Source organism: uncultured Odoribacter sp. (assembly GCF_937966165.1).
GTDB lineage: Bacteria > Bacteroidota > Bacteroidia > Bacteroidales > Marinifilaceae > Culturomica.
The window spans coordinates 12,784-31,493 of record NZ_CALCLB010000001.1; the positions used below are offsets into that span (position 1 = coordinate 12,784).

The window sequence follows — 18,710 nt, forward strand, 5'->3', positions numbered from 1 at the left end:
AACTTTAAATGATAAAATCAAACCTTTCTCCTAATTCACTCATTTACCTGCTTTTCTCTCTTTCATCTTTTCTACAAAAAGGTCAAAAAGATACTCTGTATCTACCGGTCCACTGCAAGCCTCCGGATGAAACTGGGCAGAAAAGAAAGGTTTATATTTATGACATATACCTTCATTGGTACCATCGTTTACATTGACAAAAAGAGGTTCCCAGTCTGCGGGTAATGTTTTATCATCAATAGCAAATCCATGATTTTGTGAAGTAATGTAACAACGTGATTGGCCTGGTCGCATAACAGGTTGATTGTGACTCCTATGTCCATATTTTAATTTATAGGTATCCGCCCCGGCAGCTCTGGCCATCAATTGATTTCCCAGACAAATTCCCATTACCGGAATATCCCCTTCCAATACTTTTTTGATATTCTCTATTGTCTCTCCGCATTGTGCAGGATCTCCGGGTCCGTTGGATAAAAAAATACCATCACATTCTTCTTTACTGAAATCATAATTCCAGGGGACTCTTTTCACAGTAATATCCCTCCTCAACAAACACCGAATAATATTGTATTTAACCCCACAGTCCACTAATACCACTCTATATTTGCCTTTTCCGTATTCTTTAATTTCCGGAGTAGAAACTTGAGCTACAATATTTTCTGAATTAGGATCATAAAAATCTGTTTCCTGATCTGCAAAAACTATTTTTCCCAACATTGCTCCGTACTCTCTCAATTTCTTTGTTAAAGCTCGTGTATCTATACCAAAAAGTCCCGGTATTTTCTGATCTTTCAACCATTGTCCGAGACTTTTCTGAGAATTCCAATGACTGTATTCAAATGAATAATCGGAAATGATAAGCGCTGTACAATGTATTTTATCCGACTCGAAAAACTGAGGTAAACCTTCTTGATAAGAGCTCTGAGGTACACCGTAGTTTCCAATCATCGGATAAGTCGGTACTAAAATCTGTCCTTTATAAGAAGGATCTGTCAAACTTTCAGGATAACCCGTCATTGCTGTATAAAAAACAACCTCTCCCGATACTGACTTTTCGTATCCGAAAGAGGTTCCTTCAAATGTGGTTCCATCTTCAAGAACCAAATGCGCTTTTTTCAAATTTTGCATATTCATTAAATACCTTATGTCCAAATTGGGACAAAAGTAGTCATCTTTTTCCGCTTTTGCAAAGGATAAATATGTAATAATTTCTTATATTTATGCATTCAGAAATTTAAATGGCATAAATTACAATTCTTAGAATTCATTTAGCATTTATCAACTTTCTTTTTATCTTTGCTGAAAACTACTTTCAAGTATGAGAAATAAAACCAAAAGACTGCTAACTATCCGTAAATTGATAGAGTCAGAATTAATATCTTCTCAAGAAGAATTGTTATTTCGTTTAAAAGAACTTGGAGTAGAAGCAACGCAGAGTACACTTTCAAGAGACCTTAAATTCATGAAAGTAGCCAAAATTCCCCACAAGGAAAAAGGCTATATTTACATTATACCTGAGAACGCCAATGAACAAAGGGAAGAAAAAATTTCTTCTATTATTACTGATGCCATATTAAGTGTCGATTTTTCCGGAAATATGGCCGTTATTAAAACACTCCCGGGCTATGCTAACGCCGTAACAGTATTAATTGACAGTGAAAATTACTTTGAAATTTTAGGTACTGTAGCGGGAGACGATACCATTTTTATTGTTATGCGGGAAGGAGTAAGCCGAAGTCAATTAGTCGAAGTATTGACTTCCGTTCACCCGGATATCCGCTCTCTCTACAAGTGAAAACTCCAAAAGAATATGCTTTATGTAAAATCTTTTTGCTGTCCTTAAAAATAATTTACGGACTATCTTTTTTAAAATATTGGATGTTATATCAAAAATAGTTTGTAAACTTGCACCCCGGATTTTAAATAAGTATCATGAAAGTTGTTACTACTAAAAAAGAATTGATCTCATGGATCAATGATTTTAGGAAAGAAGGCAAAACAATTGGACTTGTACCTACTATGGGTGCTCTTCACGAAGGACATCTATCTTTGGTAAAAGAATGTAAAAAAAATACTGATATTGCTGTTGTCAGTATATTTGTAAATCCTACTCAGTTTAATGATCCGGAAGATCTTAAACGTTATCCAAGGACCCCGGAAAAAGACACTTCTTTACTAGATACAATTGGTTGCGATTTAATTTTTTTGCCAACTGTAGAAGAAGTATATCCGGAAAAAGACACCCGTAAATTCAATTTCGGATACTTAGAAACCATTATGGAAGGTGCAAGGAGACCCGGCCATTTTAATGGTGTAGGTCAAGTTGTAAGCCGTCTTTTTGACATTGTATCTCCTGATAAAGCCTATTTTGGAATGAAAGATTTTCAACAAATTGCAATCATTAAAAACATGGTAAAGCAATTAAATTACAAAATAGACATTGTTTCCTGTCCTATCATTCGTGAAGAGAGCGGATTAGCATTAAGTTCCAGAAATACCTTACTTGACGAAGATCATAGAAAAAATGCTCCGCACATATACGCTACATTAAAAAAAGCTCGTAACTTAGTAGCCCGAATGAGTGTCAATGATTTAAAGAAATGGATTACAGACCAGATCGATAGTAATCCTTATTTGAAAACAGAATATGTTGAAATTGTCGATGATACTACTTTACAGCTTATAGAAGACTGGAGGGAAAAAAATAATAAAGTAGTTTGCGTCGCAGTTCATGCTGGTAAAATCCGGTTAATTGATAACATTATCCTTTAATTTAACATTACCATTATGTTCATTGAAGTTGTAAAATCAAAAATCCATAAGGTAAAAGTTACTGAAGCGAATCTTCAGTATGTGGGAAGTGTAACCATTGATGTAGCCCTGATGGAAGCAGCTAACATCATTGAAAACGAAAAAGTGCAGATCGTCAATGTAAACAATGGGGAAAGAATCGAAACTTACGTCATTAAAGGAGAGAGAGATTCAGGTATCGTCTGTTTAAATGGACCGGCTGCACGCAAATGTGCTGTAGGAGATATCGTTATTATAATCTCTTATGCTTCTATGGCTTTTGAAGAAGCTAAAAAGCACACTCCCACCTTAGTTTTTCCTGATACCAACACCAATCAATTGATTTAAACTAATTCAACTTTTCATATCAAAGCCTTGGATTCTAAAACTATCCAAGGCTTTTTACAATTGTATCACTACGTTTATGTTAGCAATTTGAACGGCTTTGTGAATTGAATGTTGATAAAAAATAAAAGAGAATAATAACTTTCTTTGGATTTTCAATTTTTCTGTCCTGATATGTTTTTTTCCGTATTCTACAAATCTTAAAACAATTTTTATCCCAAAACATTTCTACTATTTATTAACAACCATAAAAGATAAATAAAAGAATATTTTTCATTTTCTATCTTTCCTAACCGCTGTTGATAATAAAGATAATAAATTATAAATCAATTGTTTATTCTTAAATAAAATGTGTATAACTTATTCTCTTTCATTAATAAAATAAAAAACAAATTATAGGTAAAACATTTCTTCAATAAACTAACAAGCTATTATCATACTCATATTATTTTAAAAAATAAAAATATAAATAATTATAATCTGTTTGTATAAAAACTCCAATGTGTACCTTTGTCCTGCATTATTGATATAAATTACTATTATGAATCCGATAAAAAAATTAGCCGGAGAAACTGTTATATATGGTTTTACTACTATTCTGGGACGTTTCGTCAATTGGTTATTAGTTCCTCTTTATGCAGGAATATTTGCTACACAGGAGTATGGAATTGTAATAAACTTAATGTCTTATACGGCTTTATTAATGGTTTTACTAACTTACGGAACGGAAACAGGATTTTTCCGTTTTGCTACAACCGATAGTAAAAATAATGTATTCTCTACTCTGATGACGTCCTTGTCCGTTACTACGTCTTTATTTATCGTTTTAACTTTGTTCTTTTTAAAAGATATTGCCAACTTTTTAAATATAGCAGAACATAAAGAGTATTTAATTCTGCTCATTGTTACTGTCAGTATAGATGTCGTTAGTTCTATTCCCTTTGCTTTATTGCGGTTAGAGTGCCGTCCTGTCCGTTTTGGCATAATTAAATTAATTAATATCGGTATCAATATCGGATTGAATCTATTCTTTTTATTGCTTTGTCCTTTTTTAGAGAAAAAAGGGATTAGTATTCCTTTTTATAATCCGGATGGAGGGATCCTTTATATTTTTATTTCTTATCTGATAGCTGCTGTTTCTACTTTCTTTTTATTGCTTCCCTATATGCTGAAATTCCGATTTTATTTTTCTTTTTCACTTTTGAAAAATATACTTAAATACTCTTTTCCTTTACTAATTGTTAGTCTGGCAGGCATGATCAATCTCCAGGGAGATAAAATAATGATGCCAAAAATATTAGGAAAAGTGATGAGTCAGGAGGAAGCTTTGTCAATGACTGGAATATATGGGGCTAATTATAAACTGGCCTTAGTAATGTATATTTTTACTCAAGGTTTTCGCTTTGCTTTCGAACCCTTTTTTTTCAATTACTCAAAACAGGAAGATTCTAAAAAAGTCTACAGAGATGTTTTTCTCTATTTTACCGGTTTTGGATTAATTATATTTTTAGGAATGATGTACTGGATCGATATCATAAAACTGTTTGTCCGGCGTCCTGAATATTTTGCAGGTATAGTTATTGTACCTTGGGTTCTGATGGCTAATCTTTTTCAGGGAATGTATTATTCTCTTTCTTTATGGTATAAATTGACGGATAAAACGATTTATGGCGCTTATATGGCTGTTATAGGATGTGTAATAACTATATCAATGAATGTACTATTATTACCTAAAATAGGATATATGGGATCCGCTTATGCTGTTTTTACTTGTTTTTTAGTAATGTGCATTCTTTCTTTGATTTTAGGAAAAAGATTTTATGTAATTCACTATGACATACGTAAGATTATTTTTTATTTTTTATTAACTGTTGTTTTTTATTTTCTGGGTAAATGTATTACGTTTGATAATCCATGGTTAACTTGCATTGCGCGGACTCCTTTATTGATATTATTTATTTGTATCTTTTTAATGAGGGAGATGAGGTTTATATTTAGCAAGGATTTTATACATAAGATGTTTCATAAAAAGTAGTATCTTTGTTTAAACTAAAATTGAAAAGGTAGTCATGAAAATGAGAATAGTTAATAAATCCAAGCATCCTTTGCCTGAGTATAAAACTAAGATGTCTGCAGGTATGGATATTCGGGCTAATTTAAGCGAAATAGTAGTATTACAGCCTTTAGAAAGGCAGTTGATTCCTACGGGTCTTTTTATTGAATTGCCTGAAGGATACGAAGCACAAGTACGTCCCCGGAGTGGATTAGCGTTAAAGGAAGGATTGGGTTTATTGAATAGTCCCGGTACAATTGATGCAGATTATAGAGGCGAGATAGGAGTCATTGTAATAAATCTGTCAAATAGTCCTATAACAATTACAGATGGAGAGCGTATTTGTCAAATGGTTATTAACAAGGTTGAGCAGGCGGAATGGGTGAAAGTAGAAGATTTAGTTGAGACGGAAAGGGGAAACGGTGGTTTTGGACATACGGGTAAAAATTAAAAATTTAGAGATAGGTTTGAAATATAAAGGAATATGAAAAAGTGGGTTGTTTTGATTTTTGCTTCTTTTCTGGTTATCAGTGTTTTTGCGGACGAAAAGAAGAAAACAGATGGTTATGAAAGTCTGGATGAAAAATCCAAAATGGATTTTGAATATTCCTTTATGGAAGGGGTAAAATATAAAATTGTAGGCGATTTTCAACAAGCTGTGGCCTACTTTGACCGATGTCTTCAAATTTATCCGGAAAGTCCTGTGGTGAAATATGAATTAGGCAATCTTTTAATGATAAATGAAGACTATAATGGAGCTCTTCAATTAGCCAGGGAAGCAGTTGCAGGTAATTCAGGAAATTTATGGTATAAATTACTTTTAGCGCATGTTTTACAGAAAAAGTCTATGATAGAGGAAGCTTGTAATGTGTATGCAGATATCATTGCCAAATATCCGGAAAAAGAAGAATTTTATTTATTGGAGGCCAGTCTATATGCTTCTGTTGAAAAATGGGAAAAAGCGATTGACGTTTATAATCGTTATGAAAAACAATATGGAATTACTGAACCTGTTTCCGTTGAGAAAATTAAACTTTATACAAAATTAAATAATTTGAAAGGAGCTTCCGAAGAAGCTACAAAACTGATCAATAAGTATCCGGAAAAGAGCGAATATTTAAGTTTGCTGGCAGAACTTTATTTCAACTATAATGAAGATAAGAAAGGCCTTAAAATATTGAATAAACTTTTAAATGCGGATCCTCAGAATGGATATGTCCATCTTTATCTGGCAGACTATTATAGAGAAAAGGATAATCAGGAAGACGCTGAAATTCATACTAAAAAAGCATTATTAAGTGATGAATTAGATAATTCTTTCAAAGTACAGTATATTCTCAGACTTATTTTGACGAAAGATAGTACAAGGGTTTCTGATGAGCAATTGAATAATTACATGGATTTATTAATGAGTAAATATAGTAATGATTTAACAGTCCGGGCATTGCATTCTGATTTTTTGAAAAAAGAAAATAAAATTGATGAAGCTAAAAATGAATTGGAATATATTATTTCCCAGGATAAGAATAATTACATGATTTGGGAAGAATTACTTTTATTATGTAACGAGGCAATGGATACAACTTGTATGTATGATAAAAGTGTGGAAGCAATTAAATATTTTCCTGAGCAACCTTTACCTTATGCACTGGCGGGAGTATCTGAAATGCTGAGAAAAAATTATAAAAACGCCATGGGATTTTTCAGAGAGGGATTGAAGCTGGTAGAGGATAATTTACAGTTGAAAGCACAATTTTATTCTTATTTAGGCGATTGTTATTATAATTTGGATAGTATGAAAACAGCTTTTCATATGTTTGATGAGGTGTTGAAGATTAATCCGAATGATGCATTGGTTTTAAATAATTATGCATATTATCTTTCTTTAAGGAATGAAAATTTGAGTAAAGCGGAACAAATGAGTTCCCAGGCTGTATTATTAGAACCTGAAAACGGAACTTATTTGGATACTTATGCTTGGGTCTTATACATGCGTAAAGATTATTCTCAAGCTTTATACTATATGAAATTAGCTATTCAATATAGTCCGGATGCCTCTGGAGTTCTCTATGAGCATTACGGGGATATTTTATATAAAAATGGTGAAAAAGAGAAAGCGCTGGAGATGTGGAAAAAAGCGCTGGAAGCGGGAGATGAAGTCTCAGTAGATTTAAAGTCAAAAATTTCCGGGGAATACGAATTTGAAAATTAAAATTCTGAATAGTAGCTTCATGTTTAAATATTTTTTGTTTGGTCTTTTAGTCGTTTTTCTTTCTTCCTGCCGTTCAATAAAAGAGACTGTCGTTGAGAAGGAAGTGATGAATATATCGGAAGGGAAACTTTATAAAAATTTAGAGTTAAACGAATTGGATTACAGTACATTATACGCTAAGAAAGTTGACGTTTCCATAGACATTAACGGGAAAAGAAATAATTTAAAAGGAATACTGAAAATAGAAAGAGACAGTTTCATTTGGATGTCCGTTACTGCTCCCTTAGGTATTGAAATAGCAAGAGTATTATTGACCCAGGATAGCGTTAAATTTGTAGATTCTTATAATAAAAAATATTTACTGACAGATTACGGTTTTTTTTATAACGAGTTTGGTATTAACTTAGGTTTTAACTGTATACAGCGTATTCTGACAAATGCTTATTTGAACTTAGATGATTGTAATCAAAATAACTTGAAGTCCGGAAAATTCAAATTTGAAAAAACAGACAGGGATTATGTACTTTCGAATGTACAGAAAAGGACATTAAATCGGAAATTGAAAAAGTTTTTCAAGAAGAAAAGTAAAAATAAAGATTTCGCTTTGGTGTTACAAAAACTACATATTGAGCCTGATTATTTTAGGCCATACAAATTAACGGTAGAAGATTTAGATGAGGATATGAAAATCAGTGCTGATTATAGTCATTTTAAAGCTTATGAAAATAAAATTTTTCCCGAAAAATTAGTTTTTGAATTATTTTTTGAAGAAAACAAGATAAAATTAGAATTGGGATTTACTCGCTTAGAATTTAATATAAAGGTGAATTCAAACTTGCGGATACCGTCTAAGTATAAAAATATTTTACCTGAGAATTAATATCCAGATAAGAATGAAAATTCAGTATATTTTCGTATTGGCAGTATGTTTTTTTTCTTTTACTGGTTCTGGTTTTGCTCAGTCTATACAGGATATAAAAAAAGAAAAAGAAAAGAGTGAAAAAGAAATAGCTTATTTAAATAAATTGTTGAACGAAGCCAGAAACAATAAAAATGTTTCTTTAACTCGTTTGAATATCATTCAAAAAAAGATTATTCAAAGTAAGGAAATAATTTCATCTTTGGAGAAAGAAGTACTTTTTTTTGAAGGACAAATGAAAGAAAATGAAATCAGGCTTACTGAATTGACCCGTACCCGCGAATCTATGTTGGACTTATATAGCAAGCTTATTTACAATCTTTGGAAGAAAAAAGATAACACAACTAAACTGATGTTTATTTTTTCATCTTCCGATTTTAATCAGGCTTATTACAGATATAAATATTTTGAACAGATTCAATCTTATTCTAAGCGGCAATTGGTTCAAATATCGCGTTTAAATGATTCTTTATATGTACGTAATATGCAGTTAAAAGAATATGTGAATCAAAAAAATGCAGCTTTAAAAGAAATTGATTTAAAGAATGCTGATTTATTGGTGCAGCAAAAAAATGAAAGACAATTTGTCCGGGAACTCCAAAGCAAAGAGAAGAATATTATTCGTAAACTTCAAAACGAACAAAAGAACAGGAATCGCTTGGCAAAAGAGCTGAATAAATTAATTGCTTCACAGACCAAAAAATCAGGTAGTTCTACATCTGCTTATAAAATGACTCCGGAAGAAAAACTGGTTTCAGAAGATTTCGCCAAAAATAAAGGTAAATTACCCTGGCCAGTAAATCAAGGTGTAATTTCTGAAAAATTTGGTGTGAATGTACATCCGATTTATAAGAGAGTAGAAATGCTGAATAATGGGATAAATATTTCTACTTTAAAGAATGCGGAAATTCGTACAGTTTTCAATGGTGTAATTTCCGAAATTTTGTTTATGCCTGGTTTTAATAATGTCATAATTATCCAGCATGGAAATTATTTTACCGTATATTCTAATTTAGCAGATATTGTTGTAAAAAAAGGCCAGAAAGTCAGTACGAAACAAATTATCGGAAAGATCGCTTATGATAATGAAAATGGCAGTGTATTAAATTTTCAGGTATGGAAGAACATGGATAAACTGGATCCAGAAAGTTGGCTGGCTCATTAATACTTCAAAAATACTTATTTTATTTGAAATGTTTGATCCTATATTTTTTAATATTAAACTTTCAAACGGTGTTTTGAAGTATTAAAAATACTTATGTAAATTTATAAAATATAAATTTTGAAAAAGGCAAACTTTCAGTAGTGAGCCGGAAAGATATTGAATTTTCTTGTTTTTTTTTCTATTTAATATTTTGATTAATAATGATTTATTTATTTATTGGATCATTTGTTTATAAGGGAATAAGATAAGCAGGTCATTAATATTGGTAAATAATATGGAAAAATGAAAATATCTTTACATAAATATTTTTTCCTGCAAAATTTTAGGAATTGGTAATTCAAAATTATTTACTAATTTCGTTATCGTAGAAAATTTTATTTAAATGATTTAGTTTATTAGATAATTCAGGTTCATTTTGGTTGGTAAAAGTATAATAATAGTTTTACTTGAAAAATAGAGTGTAGAAGCATAATGAAGCCGTTTTATAAGAATGAATGCTGATGTAGAGAAGCAGTTTGACATAATTTGTGTACGTCTGAATATATAACGGCTTTATTTTTGTATTTATTCTAAAGTAGGAAAAATTACAGAGAATAAATATATTTGTATGGATATTTATTTTGTTTGTAAACTGAATTAAGACGATTTAAAGTAGAGGCATAAATAATATTTATGATTGCTTTAAGCAGATAGTTTCGGATTTTAAAGGAACGATGAATAACTGCGTAAATTTAATATAATCGGTGACTGATAAGATTTTTGAATTGAAATTAGTGTGTTCGTTAATATAATTTACGCTTAAGGTTAAAAGAGGAGTGGATAAATTTCTTATGGGATAAATAAATATTTTATATCTATCTAAAGTAATCTATAGAAAAATGGGATATAGATCACTTTGTATAGACTAGTTTGGTAGATTAAATGTCTTTGTGTGTAACTTCTGATTGAAAATAATGTATAACAATTATTATATTAAGCTTGGTGATGAATAAAGCAGTTTTGTCAATTTCTTCCGAAGTCGGAAACATTATAAAAGTCGAAAATTTTATTGAGAGTTTTACTGAAACTTTCCATTTATTTCCTGATCTTTTTGGTAAAATAAGCTTATCGATTATAGAAGCTGTAAATAATGCTATTTTATCAGGAAATAAATTGGATGCAAGTAAACAAGTCCATTTAGAAGCTTGGGAAGAAAATAATAAATTTTATGTTTCAGTTGAGGATGAAGGAGAAGGATTTGATTTTAATCACATTCCGGATCCTACTTTGCCTGATAATATTTTGAAAGATGCGGGACGGGGTCTGTATATAATGAAAACCTTGACCGACGAGCTCATTTTTGAAAAAAACGGAGCTAAAGTGATCTTAGTATTTTATTTATAAACTCACTTTTATGAGAGAAGTGTTGTTTTATGTGGAGGGAATAACTTTTCCTGATTTCTTTTCTGAGGAATTATTGAATAAATGGTTGGATAATATTGCTCATTACTATTCTAAAAAAATTGGTTCCTTATCTTTTATTTTTTGTAATGATTCTTATATATTGAATATTAATCAGAAATATTTGAATCATGATTATTTTACAGATGTAATTACCTTTGATTATTGCGAAGGTATGCTTCTTTCCGGAGATATTTTTATAAGCCTGGATACTGTTCAATCAAATTCCCTTCAATTCCATACCTCTTTTATGGAGGAATTTTATAGAGTCTTTTGTCATTCTATACTTCATTTAATCGGATTTAAGGATAAAACAGAAGCTGACAGTATTGTGATGCGTAAAAATGAAAATCTTTGCTTAGAACTTCTTAAAACACTTCAAAATGACAAACCTGTTACCCAATTATGATGTTATAGTTGTCGGTGCTGGTCATGCAGGTTGTGAAGCTGCTTGTGCGGCGGCAAATCTGGGCTCAAAAACATTGTTAATTACCTTGGATATGAACAAGATTGCCCAAATGTCTTGTAATCCAGCTATCGGTGGTGTTGCTAAAGGTCAGATTGTCAGAGAAATAGATGCATTAGGTGGTAAGACCGGTTTGATTACGGATCAAAGTTCCATTCAATTTAGGATGTTAAATAGTTCTAAAGGGCCTGCGATGTGGAGCCCTCGTGCCCAATGCGACCGGATGAAATTCTCTCAAAATTGGCGGTTTACTTTAGAAAATACTTTTTTACTTGATTTATGGCAAGATGATGTACTTCGTCTTTTATTGAAAGATGGTAGAGTGGAAGGTGTTTATACTTCTTTAGGGGTGGAATTTAAAGCTCCCCGTGTGATCTTGACAAGCGGCACTTTTTTGAATGGATTAATGCATGTTGGTAAAGTTCATTTTTCTGGGGGAAGGATAGGAGAACCTGCTTCTTTCGGTTTATCTGCTCAGTTGGAACAAGCTGGGTTTGAAGTGGGTCAAATGAAAACTGGTACGCCTGTCCGGATTGATGGGCGTAGTATCAATTTTTCTAAATTGAATGAACAGAAAGGGGATGATGATTTTCATCGTTTTTCTTATATAGATATTGATTATAAAAATACGCTTAAACAACGATCCTGTTATATTGCTTATACTAATGAAAAGGTGCATAATGCCTTGCGCGAAGGTTTTGCAGATAGCCCGTTATTTAATGGTACAATTCAGAGTATAGGCCCCCGTTATTGTCCTAGTATTGAAACAAAACTCTTTACTTTTGCAGAACGGAACAGTCATCATTTGTTTTTAGAACCGGAAGGAGAATCTACTATAGAATATTATTTAAATGGTTTTTCGTCTTCTTTACCCTGGGATGTACAGTTAAAAGGACTTCGGTTAGTTGATGGTTTTGAAAATGTAAAAATATTCCGGCCAGGTTATGCTATTGAATATGATTTTTTTCCGCCTACACAATTATATCATACTTTAGAAACAAAACGGATTAAAGGACTTTATTTTGCTGGCCAAATCAATGGGACTACAGGTTATGAAGAAGCTGCGGCTCAGGGATTGATGGCAGGTATCAATGCACATTTATCTTTGCATTCACAAAAAGACTTTATTTTACAAAGAGATGAGGCTTATATAGGTGTTTTAATTGATGATCTGGTAACGAAAGGTGTCGATGAACCATACCGTATGTTTACTTCAAGGGCGGAATACCGTATTTTATTACGTCAAGATAATGCTGATGCCCGTTTGACTCCGAAAGGAGTACATATAGGATTGGTAGATAGTAATAGACATAATATATATTTGGATAAAATAAGACTACGGGATTTGTTGGTAGGTTTTATTCGTGATTCTAGTGTAAGACCTGAAAACATAAATGATTTTCTTATTTCCGTTGGTTCTGCTCCTTTAAAACAAAGCATTAAGCTTATTGATGTTATAGTGCGTCCTCAAGTCAGTTTAGCTGAAATTATTTCTCATTTTTCTCCTCTTAAAACATTTATTGAGGAAAATAAAATCCGGGATGAAATTGTAGAATCGGCAGAGATATTGATAAAATATGCAGGTTATATTGACAGGGAAAAAATGATAGCCGATAAACTATCCCGCCTGGAAAATTTAGTGATAAGTGGAAAATTTGATTACGAAGAATTGACTAATTTATCTATTGAGGCGCGACAAAAACTTTCTAAAATTCAACCCCGTACAATAGGTCAGGCTTCCCGTATAAGTGGAGTTTCTCCTGCTGATATAAATGTTCTTTTGATTTTATTGGGAAGATAATCTGATCCGGATTTGAATGAAGAAAAGGTATTGTTTCACGTGGAACATATAAGTTCTCAACCTATAAGTGCAAATAGAAATGATTCAGAAAAAGGTAGAAGGCAATATTGTAGATGTTTATAAAAGAGAAATATATCCCGGAGAAATCTGGATTACAGAAGAAGGAAGAATAGATAAAATAATCCGGAAAAGCCAAACATATAATACCTATATCTGCCCGCCTTTAATTGATGCTCATGTACACATTGAAAGCTCAATGCTAATACCGGAAGAATTTTCACGTCTGATCCTGACAAAGGGAACAGTCGCTATTGTAAATGATCCTCATGAAATAGCTAATGTATTAGGAGAAGAAGGAATAGAATTTATGATAAACAATGCTCAAGAAGCAGATATAAAGATATTTTTTGGTATCCCATCTTGTGTACCGGCCACTCCGTTTGATGTAGCGGGTAGAATTATAAATGCAAAGAAGATTGAAAAATTAGCTAGAAAAAAGTCATTTGTAGTTTTATCAGAAATGATGAATATACCCGGAGTATTGAAAAGAGATAAAGAAGTAGTAAGAAAATTGGAAATTGCAAAAGAAAATCATTTAAAAATTGATGGTCATGCTCCCGGTTTAAAAGGAGAAGATTTGAAAAAATATATAGAATCAGGAATTACGACAGATCATGAGTGCATAACCTTGGAAGAAGCTTTGGAAAAAATAGAAAAGGGGATGAAAATTATTATAAGGGAAGGAAGTGCTGCTAGAAATTTTGATGCATTGCATCCATTGATAGCCTTACATCCGCAACAAATAATGTTTTGTACAGATGATGCACATCCCGATGATATTTTTGAAAAAGGACATATTGATAAAATTGTACGTTTGGCTCTAAATAAAGGATACGATCTGTTTGATGTACTAAAAGCTGCTTCTGTAAATGCGATAGAGCATTATCAATTAACAGTAGGATGCCTGCGGGAAAAAGATAAGGCAGATTTTATAGAAGTAAAAGACTTAGAATCATTCCGAATTTTGTCAGTTTATATTGATGGAATAGAAAAATATAATTATAAAAAATCTGTTTTTAAAGCAATAGATAGAGAATATAAAAGAAGATGTATTATTAATAACTTCTGCCATCAATTAGTTTCAGTAGAACAGTTACATTATACTTTAAAAAAGGGAAGTTTACCTGTAATTGAAGTAAAAGACGGAATGATATGGACCAAGAAAAGAATAATACCTATTGAAAGGGATATAATAAATTTTGAGTCGGACGTAAAAGAAGATATTTTAAAAATAGTATATCTCAATAGATATCAAAACGGAGAGCCGCAAATAGCTTTTGTAAAAGGGACAGGTTTGAAAGAAGGGGCTTTTGGAAGCAGTATTTCTCATGATTCCCATAATATTTTAGCAATCGGATGTAAAGATGAGGATTTGGTGGAATGCATAAATGAAATTATAAAATATAAAGGAGGACTTGTAGTAAAAAATAAGGAAGGAATATTTTCTTTGCCACTGCCTATAGCGGGAATAATGAGTGATCAACCGTCAAATTTTGTAATCAAAAATTATAAGGATTTGAACTATAAACTTTCTGAAAACGGAATAAAGTTGAGTTCGCCGTTTATGACTTTGGCGTTTTTGTCATTAATTGTTATTCCCGAACTGAAAATAGGGGAAAAAGGCTTGTTTGATTACGATCAGTTTTCATTTATTCCGTAAAATGGATTAGGTTTAAAACAATAATAAAATAATATGGCTTTATATGATGATGAATTGAGAGAGAAAGTAAGTAAACTTCCTACCCTTCCGGGAGTTTACCAGTATTTTGATTCATCGGGAAATATTATATATATAGGTAAAGCTAAGAATCTGAAAAATAGAGTTCTATCTTATTTAAATAAAACTAATCAATCAAATAAAACACGAATATTGGTCCGGAATATAGCTGATTTGCGTTATATTGTGGTTCAAACGGAACAAGATGCTCTTTTATTAGAGAACAATTTGATAAAGAAATATAAACCCCGCTATAATATTCTTTTAAAAGATGATAAAACATATCCCTGGATTTGTATAAAAAAGGAGCCTTTCCCAAAAGTATATACCACCAGACGCGTAGTTCGGGACGGATCAGAATATTTCGGTCCTTATACTTCGGCCCGTTTTGCCAATACGCTCATGACCCTGATAAATAGCTTATACAAATTACGTACTTGTAATCTCCCTTTGACAACTCCGGCTATTTTGGCTGGTAAATTCAGAGTATGTTTAGAATATCATATTGGAAACTGTTTAGGTCCTTGTGTAGGAAAAATAACTGAACAGGACTATAATGAGTATATATTACATATTCGCAATATATTAAAGGGAAATGTGTCTCTCGTTATTGAAATGATGACACAGAGGATGAACGAATTTGCTGAAGAACTGGAGTTTGAGAAAGCAAATGAAATGAAAGAGGCATTGGTTGCTTTGAAAAATTATCAGGCTAAATCTACTATCGTAAATTCAACGTTAAATAATATAGATGTATTTTCTTATTTAGAGGATGAACACTATGCTTATGTCAACTATTTGAGAATAATATATGGGGCTGTAAATCAAGTTCATACAATTGCTCTGGAAAAAAAGGTAGAAGAAGAAAAGGAAGCATTACTTTCGTTTGCCATACTGGAAATACGACAGCTGGTAAATAGTCATTCCAAAGAAATAATTGTACCTTTTTATCCTGATATTCAATTAAATGGTATACAATATGTCGTACCTAAAATAGGAGATAAAAAACAGCTATTGGAATTATCAGAAAGAAATGTTGCTTATTTTAAACTGGATAAAGATCGGCAAAGAGCAATAATAAAAGAAGATTCAAAGTTTAATCTGTTAAAAACAATAAAGGCAGAATTGAAATTACCTACAATTCCGCATCGGATGGAATGTTTTGATAATTCCAATACACAAGGGACTAATCCGGTTGCTTCCTGTGTCGTTTTTATTGATGGAAAACCTGCAAAGAGAGAATATAGAAAGTTTCACGTGAAAACAGTAACCGGGCCCGATGATTTCGCTTCCATGGAAGAAATTATTCTCAGAAGATATACAAGAATGATAGATGAGGGAAAAGAATTACCTGATCTAATAATTATTGACGGAGGGAAAGGGCAGTTACATTCAGCAGTAAATAGTTTAAAAAAACTGGATTTATATGGGAAAATTCCGGTCATTGGATTAGCCAAACGAATGGAAGAAATATATTATCCGGGTGATAAAGATCCTTATTTATTAGCTAAAAATTCGGTAACTTTAAAAACATTGATGCATATTCGGGATGAAGCTCACCGTTTTGGAATTACTTTTCACCGGCAATTAAGGGAAAAACCTCTTACGAAAAGTGTATTAAATGACATAAAGGGAATAGGAATGAAAAGTGAAACACAATTAATGATACATTTTAAATCGGTTGAAAATATTAAAACTGCTAATTTAGATCAATTAATAGCAGCAGTCGGTTTAGCAAAAGCACGGATTGTTTACGAATATTTTCATCCGGATCAACAGTTTGAATAAAATTTCGGAATATATACAAATGCTATATTCCGGGGCAAATTTTCGGCAGAAGAGTCTGTCTGTTTTAAACATAAAAGTCTGCCTGAATCTTGTCAGGCAGACCATATGATAATATTTAACGAAGAATTAAGTTCTCTGTTCCGTTAGAAAGCCATAAATTGATTAATTCTCTTAAATTCCCGTATTCAGCAGAAGAAGGTTTATAAATCCCTTTAATTAATGCGAGATGCTTTCTTATAAGTAGGGTTTGATCTTTTTGCTGTAAAGATATATCAACCGAACCTGCTGTATTCTTTAGGTGAATCTCTGTATTTTTATTTTTTAAAGCTTTATTTACAGGAAGTTGAATAGTATATTCGTAGTTTTCTTGTAACAGATAAGGTATTTCCATTTTTGTTTTTCTACTGGTATTGAGGGCATTTAATTGCCAGGAAGCAATACCTGCAGAAAGGACCGGCAAATGATAAACAAAGTAATCATTTGCTTTTTGAAGGTTTTTTTCAGCTGAAATTTTTATTTCGGTTTGATCCGGATGTGAATGAATTATTTCTGAAGAAGTAAGGGTTCCGAAGTTACGCGTAAGAGCCGATTTATAATTGTTAAAAAAAACAGGCATTAAATCGTTCATCGTATTTCCTGAAGTATTGATCGTTGCTGTTAAATAAGCTGAATCCCCGGTAAAATGAATATGTGTATTACAATTCAATACCATTTCTGCAGGAGTAACAGAAGGAATCGGTTCAATACGGGCTTGGCTAATGAGCCATAAATCTTTATACTGAGCAATTTTCTCAAAAGAAGCAGCTATTGGCAAAACCGGAGACAAATAATAGCTTTGATGATCGGCATCCACTTTTACAAAAAAATCTTGTATCGGTTTTAAACCTTTCATTGTATTTTTCAGGGTTTCCGGATAAACAATTACGAAAGCCGGTTTAAGTCCAACACTTTTAAGCATGGAAATAAGCAAATCTGCTTTTTCAATTTTTGTTCCGTAAGCACTTTCCAGTACTTGCAGAGGGTTGCGGGAAACAAAATCTATATCTTCTAAACTGAGTCCAATGGAAGAAATATTTTTAGTAATATAATTATATATAGCGATTACTTTTTCTTTTTCCGTAGTCGTATTTTGAACGAGTTGTTGAGTAAATTTTTGGATTTCTGTATCTACCGGGGCAGACAAATATTTCTGAAAAAAGTTAAGAGCTTGCTCAGTCGAAGTATAAGTACAGGCCGTCAGTCGAGGTACATCATAGAGATTGACAGATTGATACGGTTCATTTACTGCGGCAGAAATATTTTTGAAGTTCCAGCGATAGCTTTTCATTCCGTCCTTTATACTGATTTCGGGTTTTATTTTACTGGCTGTCAGCTTATAACTAAATTCCTGATTCTCCGGAATATTGACGATAACGATATATTCCTTTACGGGACTAAGTTCTTGTAAAACTTCATCTATATCAAGTCTATTTAGAGACGAGCGTTTACTCTTTAGAGTATAATCTAAATATTCAGTTGCTCCAATTTCGAGACCCGTATGCGTGATGACCATTTCTTTTATTTGGTTAAATGCCGGTGCATCTGCTGCAGCTGAAGGTAAAACTTCATTAAAGGCATTTTGAGGCGCCTTAATAGTTGTTCCGTCCGCCTGGATGGTATAACAATCATTGATTTTTAATTGTTGAAAATCCGGATTGTATACAATAAAGGTTTCTCCGTAAAGATTATTAAAAGCTTTATGTGTATGTAATTTTAAAATTTTATTATAATGAAATTCTAATTCTCCGCCGGGCTTATAGGTATATTCTTTCACCAGTTTAATAAATTCTGCCTCTGACTGTGCATATCCATTATTTAGGAAATAAAGTGTGCTGATGAGTAAAAATAAGATATATCTGATCTGTTTCATTTTTTTTCTATTTACTTATGATCATTAATTCATTCTGTTGAAACA

Annotated in this window: 15 protein-coding genes; 13 read left to right on the top strand and 2 right to left on the bottom strand. The window is 32.1% G+C overall.

The window, feature by feature from the left end; genetic code table 11:
• Nucleotides 1–39: 39 nt before the first annotated feature.
• Nucleotides 40–1,128, bottom strand: a complete 1,089-nt coding sequence (gene carA, locus Q0465_RS00050; RefSeq protein ID WP_298611090.1) for a glutamine-hydrolyzing carbamoyl-phosphate synthase small subunit — start codon at nucleotides 1,126–1,128, stop codon at nucleotides 40–42.
• Between the two features lie 190 nt (nucleotides 1,129–1,318).
• Between carA and argR the strand changes: the two genes are divergently transcribed.
• From argR to uvrC, 13 genes are all read left to right on the top strand, one after another.
• On the top strand, nucleotides 1,319–1,795 hold the full coding sequence (gene argR, locus Q0465_RS00055) for an arginine repressor (RefSeq protein WP_040611428.1): 477 nt from the start codon (nucleotides 1,319–1,321) through the stop codon (nucleotides 1,793–1,795).
• 137 nt (nucleotides 1,796–1,932) lie between these two features.
• A complete protein-coding gene (gene panC, locus Q0465_RS00060) occupies nucleotides 1,933–2,772 on the top strand; it encodes a pantoate--beta-alanine ligase (RefSeq protein WP_298611095.1) in 840 nt (279 codons plus the stop codon).
• 15 nt (nucleotides 2,773–2,787) lie between these two features.
• Nucleotides 2,788–3,138 (top strand): aspartate 1-decarboxylase, encoded by a 351-nt coding sequence (panD, locus tag Q0465_RS00065; RefSeq protein ID WP_298611097.1) that lies wholly within the window; start codon nucleotides 2,788–2,790, stop codon nucleotides 3,136–3,138.
• A gap of 538 nt (nucleotides 3,139–3,676) precedes the next feature.
• A complete protein-coding gene (locus Q0465_RS00070; RefSeq protein ID WP_298611099.1) occupies nucleotides 3,677–5,170 on the top strand; it encodes a polysaccharide biosynthesis C-terminal domain-containing protein in 1,494 nt (497 codons plus the stop codon).
• A gap of 34 nt (nucleotides 5,171–5,204) precedes the next feature.
• A complete protein-coding gene (gene dut / locus Q0465_RS00075; RefSeq protein WP_298611102.1) occupies nucleotides 5,205–5,639 on the top strand; it encodes a dUTP diphosphatase in 435 nt (144 codons plus the stop codon).
• 33 nt (nucleotides 5,640–5,672) lie between these two features.
• Nucleotides 5,673–7,400 (top strand): tetratricopeptide repeat protein, encoded by a 1,728-nt coding sequence (locus Q0465_RS00080; protein WP_298611104.1) that lies wholly within the window; start codon nucleotides 5,673–5,675, stop codon nucleotides 7,398–7,400.
• A gap of 19 nt (nucleotides 7,401–7,419) precedes the next feature.
• Nucleotides 7,420–8,280, top strand: coding sequence for a DUF4292 domain-containing protein (locus Q0465_RS00085; protein ID WP_298611106.1), 861 nt, complete (start codon nucleotides 7,420–7,422; stop codon nucleotides 8,278–8,280).
• A gap of 13 nt (nucleotides 8,281–8,293) precedes the next feature.
• Nucleotides 8,294–9,484, top strand: a complete 1,191-nt coding sequence (locus tag Q0465_RS00090) for a peptidoglycan DD-metalloendopeptidase family protein (protein WP_298611108.1) — start codon at nucleotides 8,294–8,296, stop codon at nucleotides 9,482–9,484.
• A 984-nt stretch (nucleotides 9,485–10,468) separates the two neighbouring features.
• Complete coding sequence (locus Q0465_RS00095; RefSeq protein WP_298611110.1) at nucleotides 10,469–10,867, top strand: ATP-binding protein; 399 nt, start codon at nucleotides 10,469–10,471, stop codon at nucleotides 10,865–10,867.
• Between the two features lie 10 nt (nucleotides 10,868–10,877).
• Nucleotides 10,878–11,333: an rRNA maturation RNase YbeY gene (gene ybeY, locus Q0465_RS00100; protein WP_298611112.1), complete on the top strand. Its 456-nt coding sequence runs from the start codon at nucleotides 10,878–10,880 to the stop codon at nucleotides 11,331–11,333.
• Nucleotides 11,308–13,191, top strand: a complete 1,884-nt coding sequence (gene mnmG, locus Q0465_RS00105; RefSeq protein ID WP_298611115.1) for a tRNA uridine-5-carboxymethylaminomethyl(34) synthesis enzyme MnmG — start codon at nucleotides 11,308–11,310, stop codon at nucleotides 13,189–13,191. Before ybeY ends, mnmG begins: the two co-directional genes overlap by 26 nt.
• Before the next feature lie 79 nt (nucleotides 13,192–13,270).
• Nucleotides 13,271–14,911 carry an adenine deaminase gene (gene ade, locus Q0465_RS00110; protein ID WP_298611117.1) on the top strand — a complete coding sequence of 547 codons (1,641 nt, stop codon included), beginning with the start codon at nucleotides 13,271–13,273 and terminating at the stop codon, nucleotides 14,909–14,911.
• 33 nt (nucleotides 14,912–14,944) lie between these two features.
• Nucleotides 14,945–16,756, top strand: coding sequence for an excinuclease ABC subunit UvrC (uvrC, locus tag Q0465_RS00115; RefSeq protein ID WP_298611119.1), 1,812 nt, complete (start codon nucleotides 14,945–14,947; stop codon nucleotides 16,754–16,756).
• Nucleotides 16,757–16,871: 115 nt separating this feature from the next.
• Here the strand turns inward: uvrC and Q0465_RS00120 are convergent, their stop codons facing one another.
• Nucleotides 16,872–18,665, bottom strand: coding sequence for a DUF3857 domain-containing protein (locus Q0465_RS00120; protein WP_298611121.1), 1,794 nt, complete (start codon nucleotides 18,663–18,665; stop codon nucleotides 16,872–16,874).
• Nucleotides 18,666–18,710: the final 45 nt, after the last annotated feature.

Coding starts and splice junctions, on each gene's coding strand:
- carA (WP_298611090.1), bottom strand. CDS start 1,128: ATGCAAAATTTGAAAAAAGCGCATTTGGTTCTTGAAGATGGAACCACA.
- argR (WP_040611428.1), top strand. CDS start 1,319: ATGAGAAATAAAACCAAAAGACTGCTAACTATCCGTAAATTGATAGAG.
- panC (WP_298611095.1), top strand. CDS start 1,933: ATGAAAGTTGTTACTACTAAAAAAGAATTGATCTCATGGATCAATGAT.
- panD (WP_298611097.1), top strand. CDS start 2,788: ATGTTCATTGAAGTTGTAAAATCAAAAATCCATAAGGTAAAAGTTACT.
- Q0465_RS00070 (WP_298611099.1), top strand. CDS start 3,677: ATGAATCCGATAAAAAAATTAGCCGGAGAAACTGTTATATATGGTTTT.
- dut (WP_298611102.1), top strand. CDS start 5,205: ATGAAAATGAGAATAGTTAATAAATCCAAGCATCCTTTGCCTGAGTAT.
- Q0465_RS00080 (WP_298611104.1), top strand. CDS start 5,673: ATGAAAAAGTGGGTTGTTTTGATTTTTGCTTCTTTTCTGGTTATCAGT.
- Q0465_RS00085 (WP_298611106.1), top strand. CDS start 7,420: ATGTTTAAATATTTTTTGTTTGGTCTTTTAGTCGTTTTTCTTTCTTCC.
- Q0465_RS00090 (WP_298611108.1), top strand. CDS start 8,294: ATGAAAATTCAGTATATTTTCGTATTGGCAGTATGTTTTTTTTCTTTT.
- Q0465_RS00095 (WP_298611110.1), top strand. CDS start 10,469: ATGAATAAAGCAGTTTTGTCAATTTCTTCCGAAGTCGGAAACATTATA.
- ybeY (WP_298611112.1), top strand. CDS start 10,878: ATGAGAGAAGTGTTGTTTTATGTGGAGGGAATAACTTTTCCTGATTTC.
- mnmG (WP_298611115.1), top strand. CDS start 11,308: ATGACAAACCTGTTACCCAATTATGATGTTATAGTTGTCGGTGCTGGT.
- ade (WP_298611117.1), top strand. CDS start 13,271: ATGATTCAGAAAAAGGTAGAAGGCAATATTGTAGATGTTTATAAAAGA.
- uvrC (WP_298611119.1), top strand. CDS start 14,945: ATGGCTTTATATGATGATGAATTGAGAGAGAAAGTAAGTAAACTTCCT.
- Q0465_RS00120 (WP_298611121.1), bottom strand. CDS start 18,665: ATGAAACAGATCAGATATATCTTATTTTTACTCATCAGCACACTTTAT.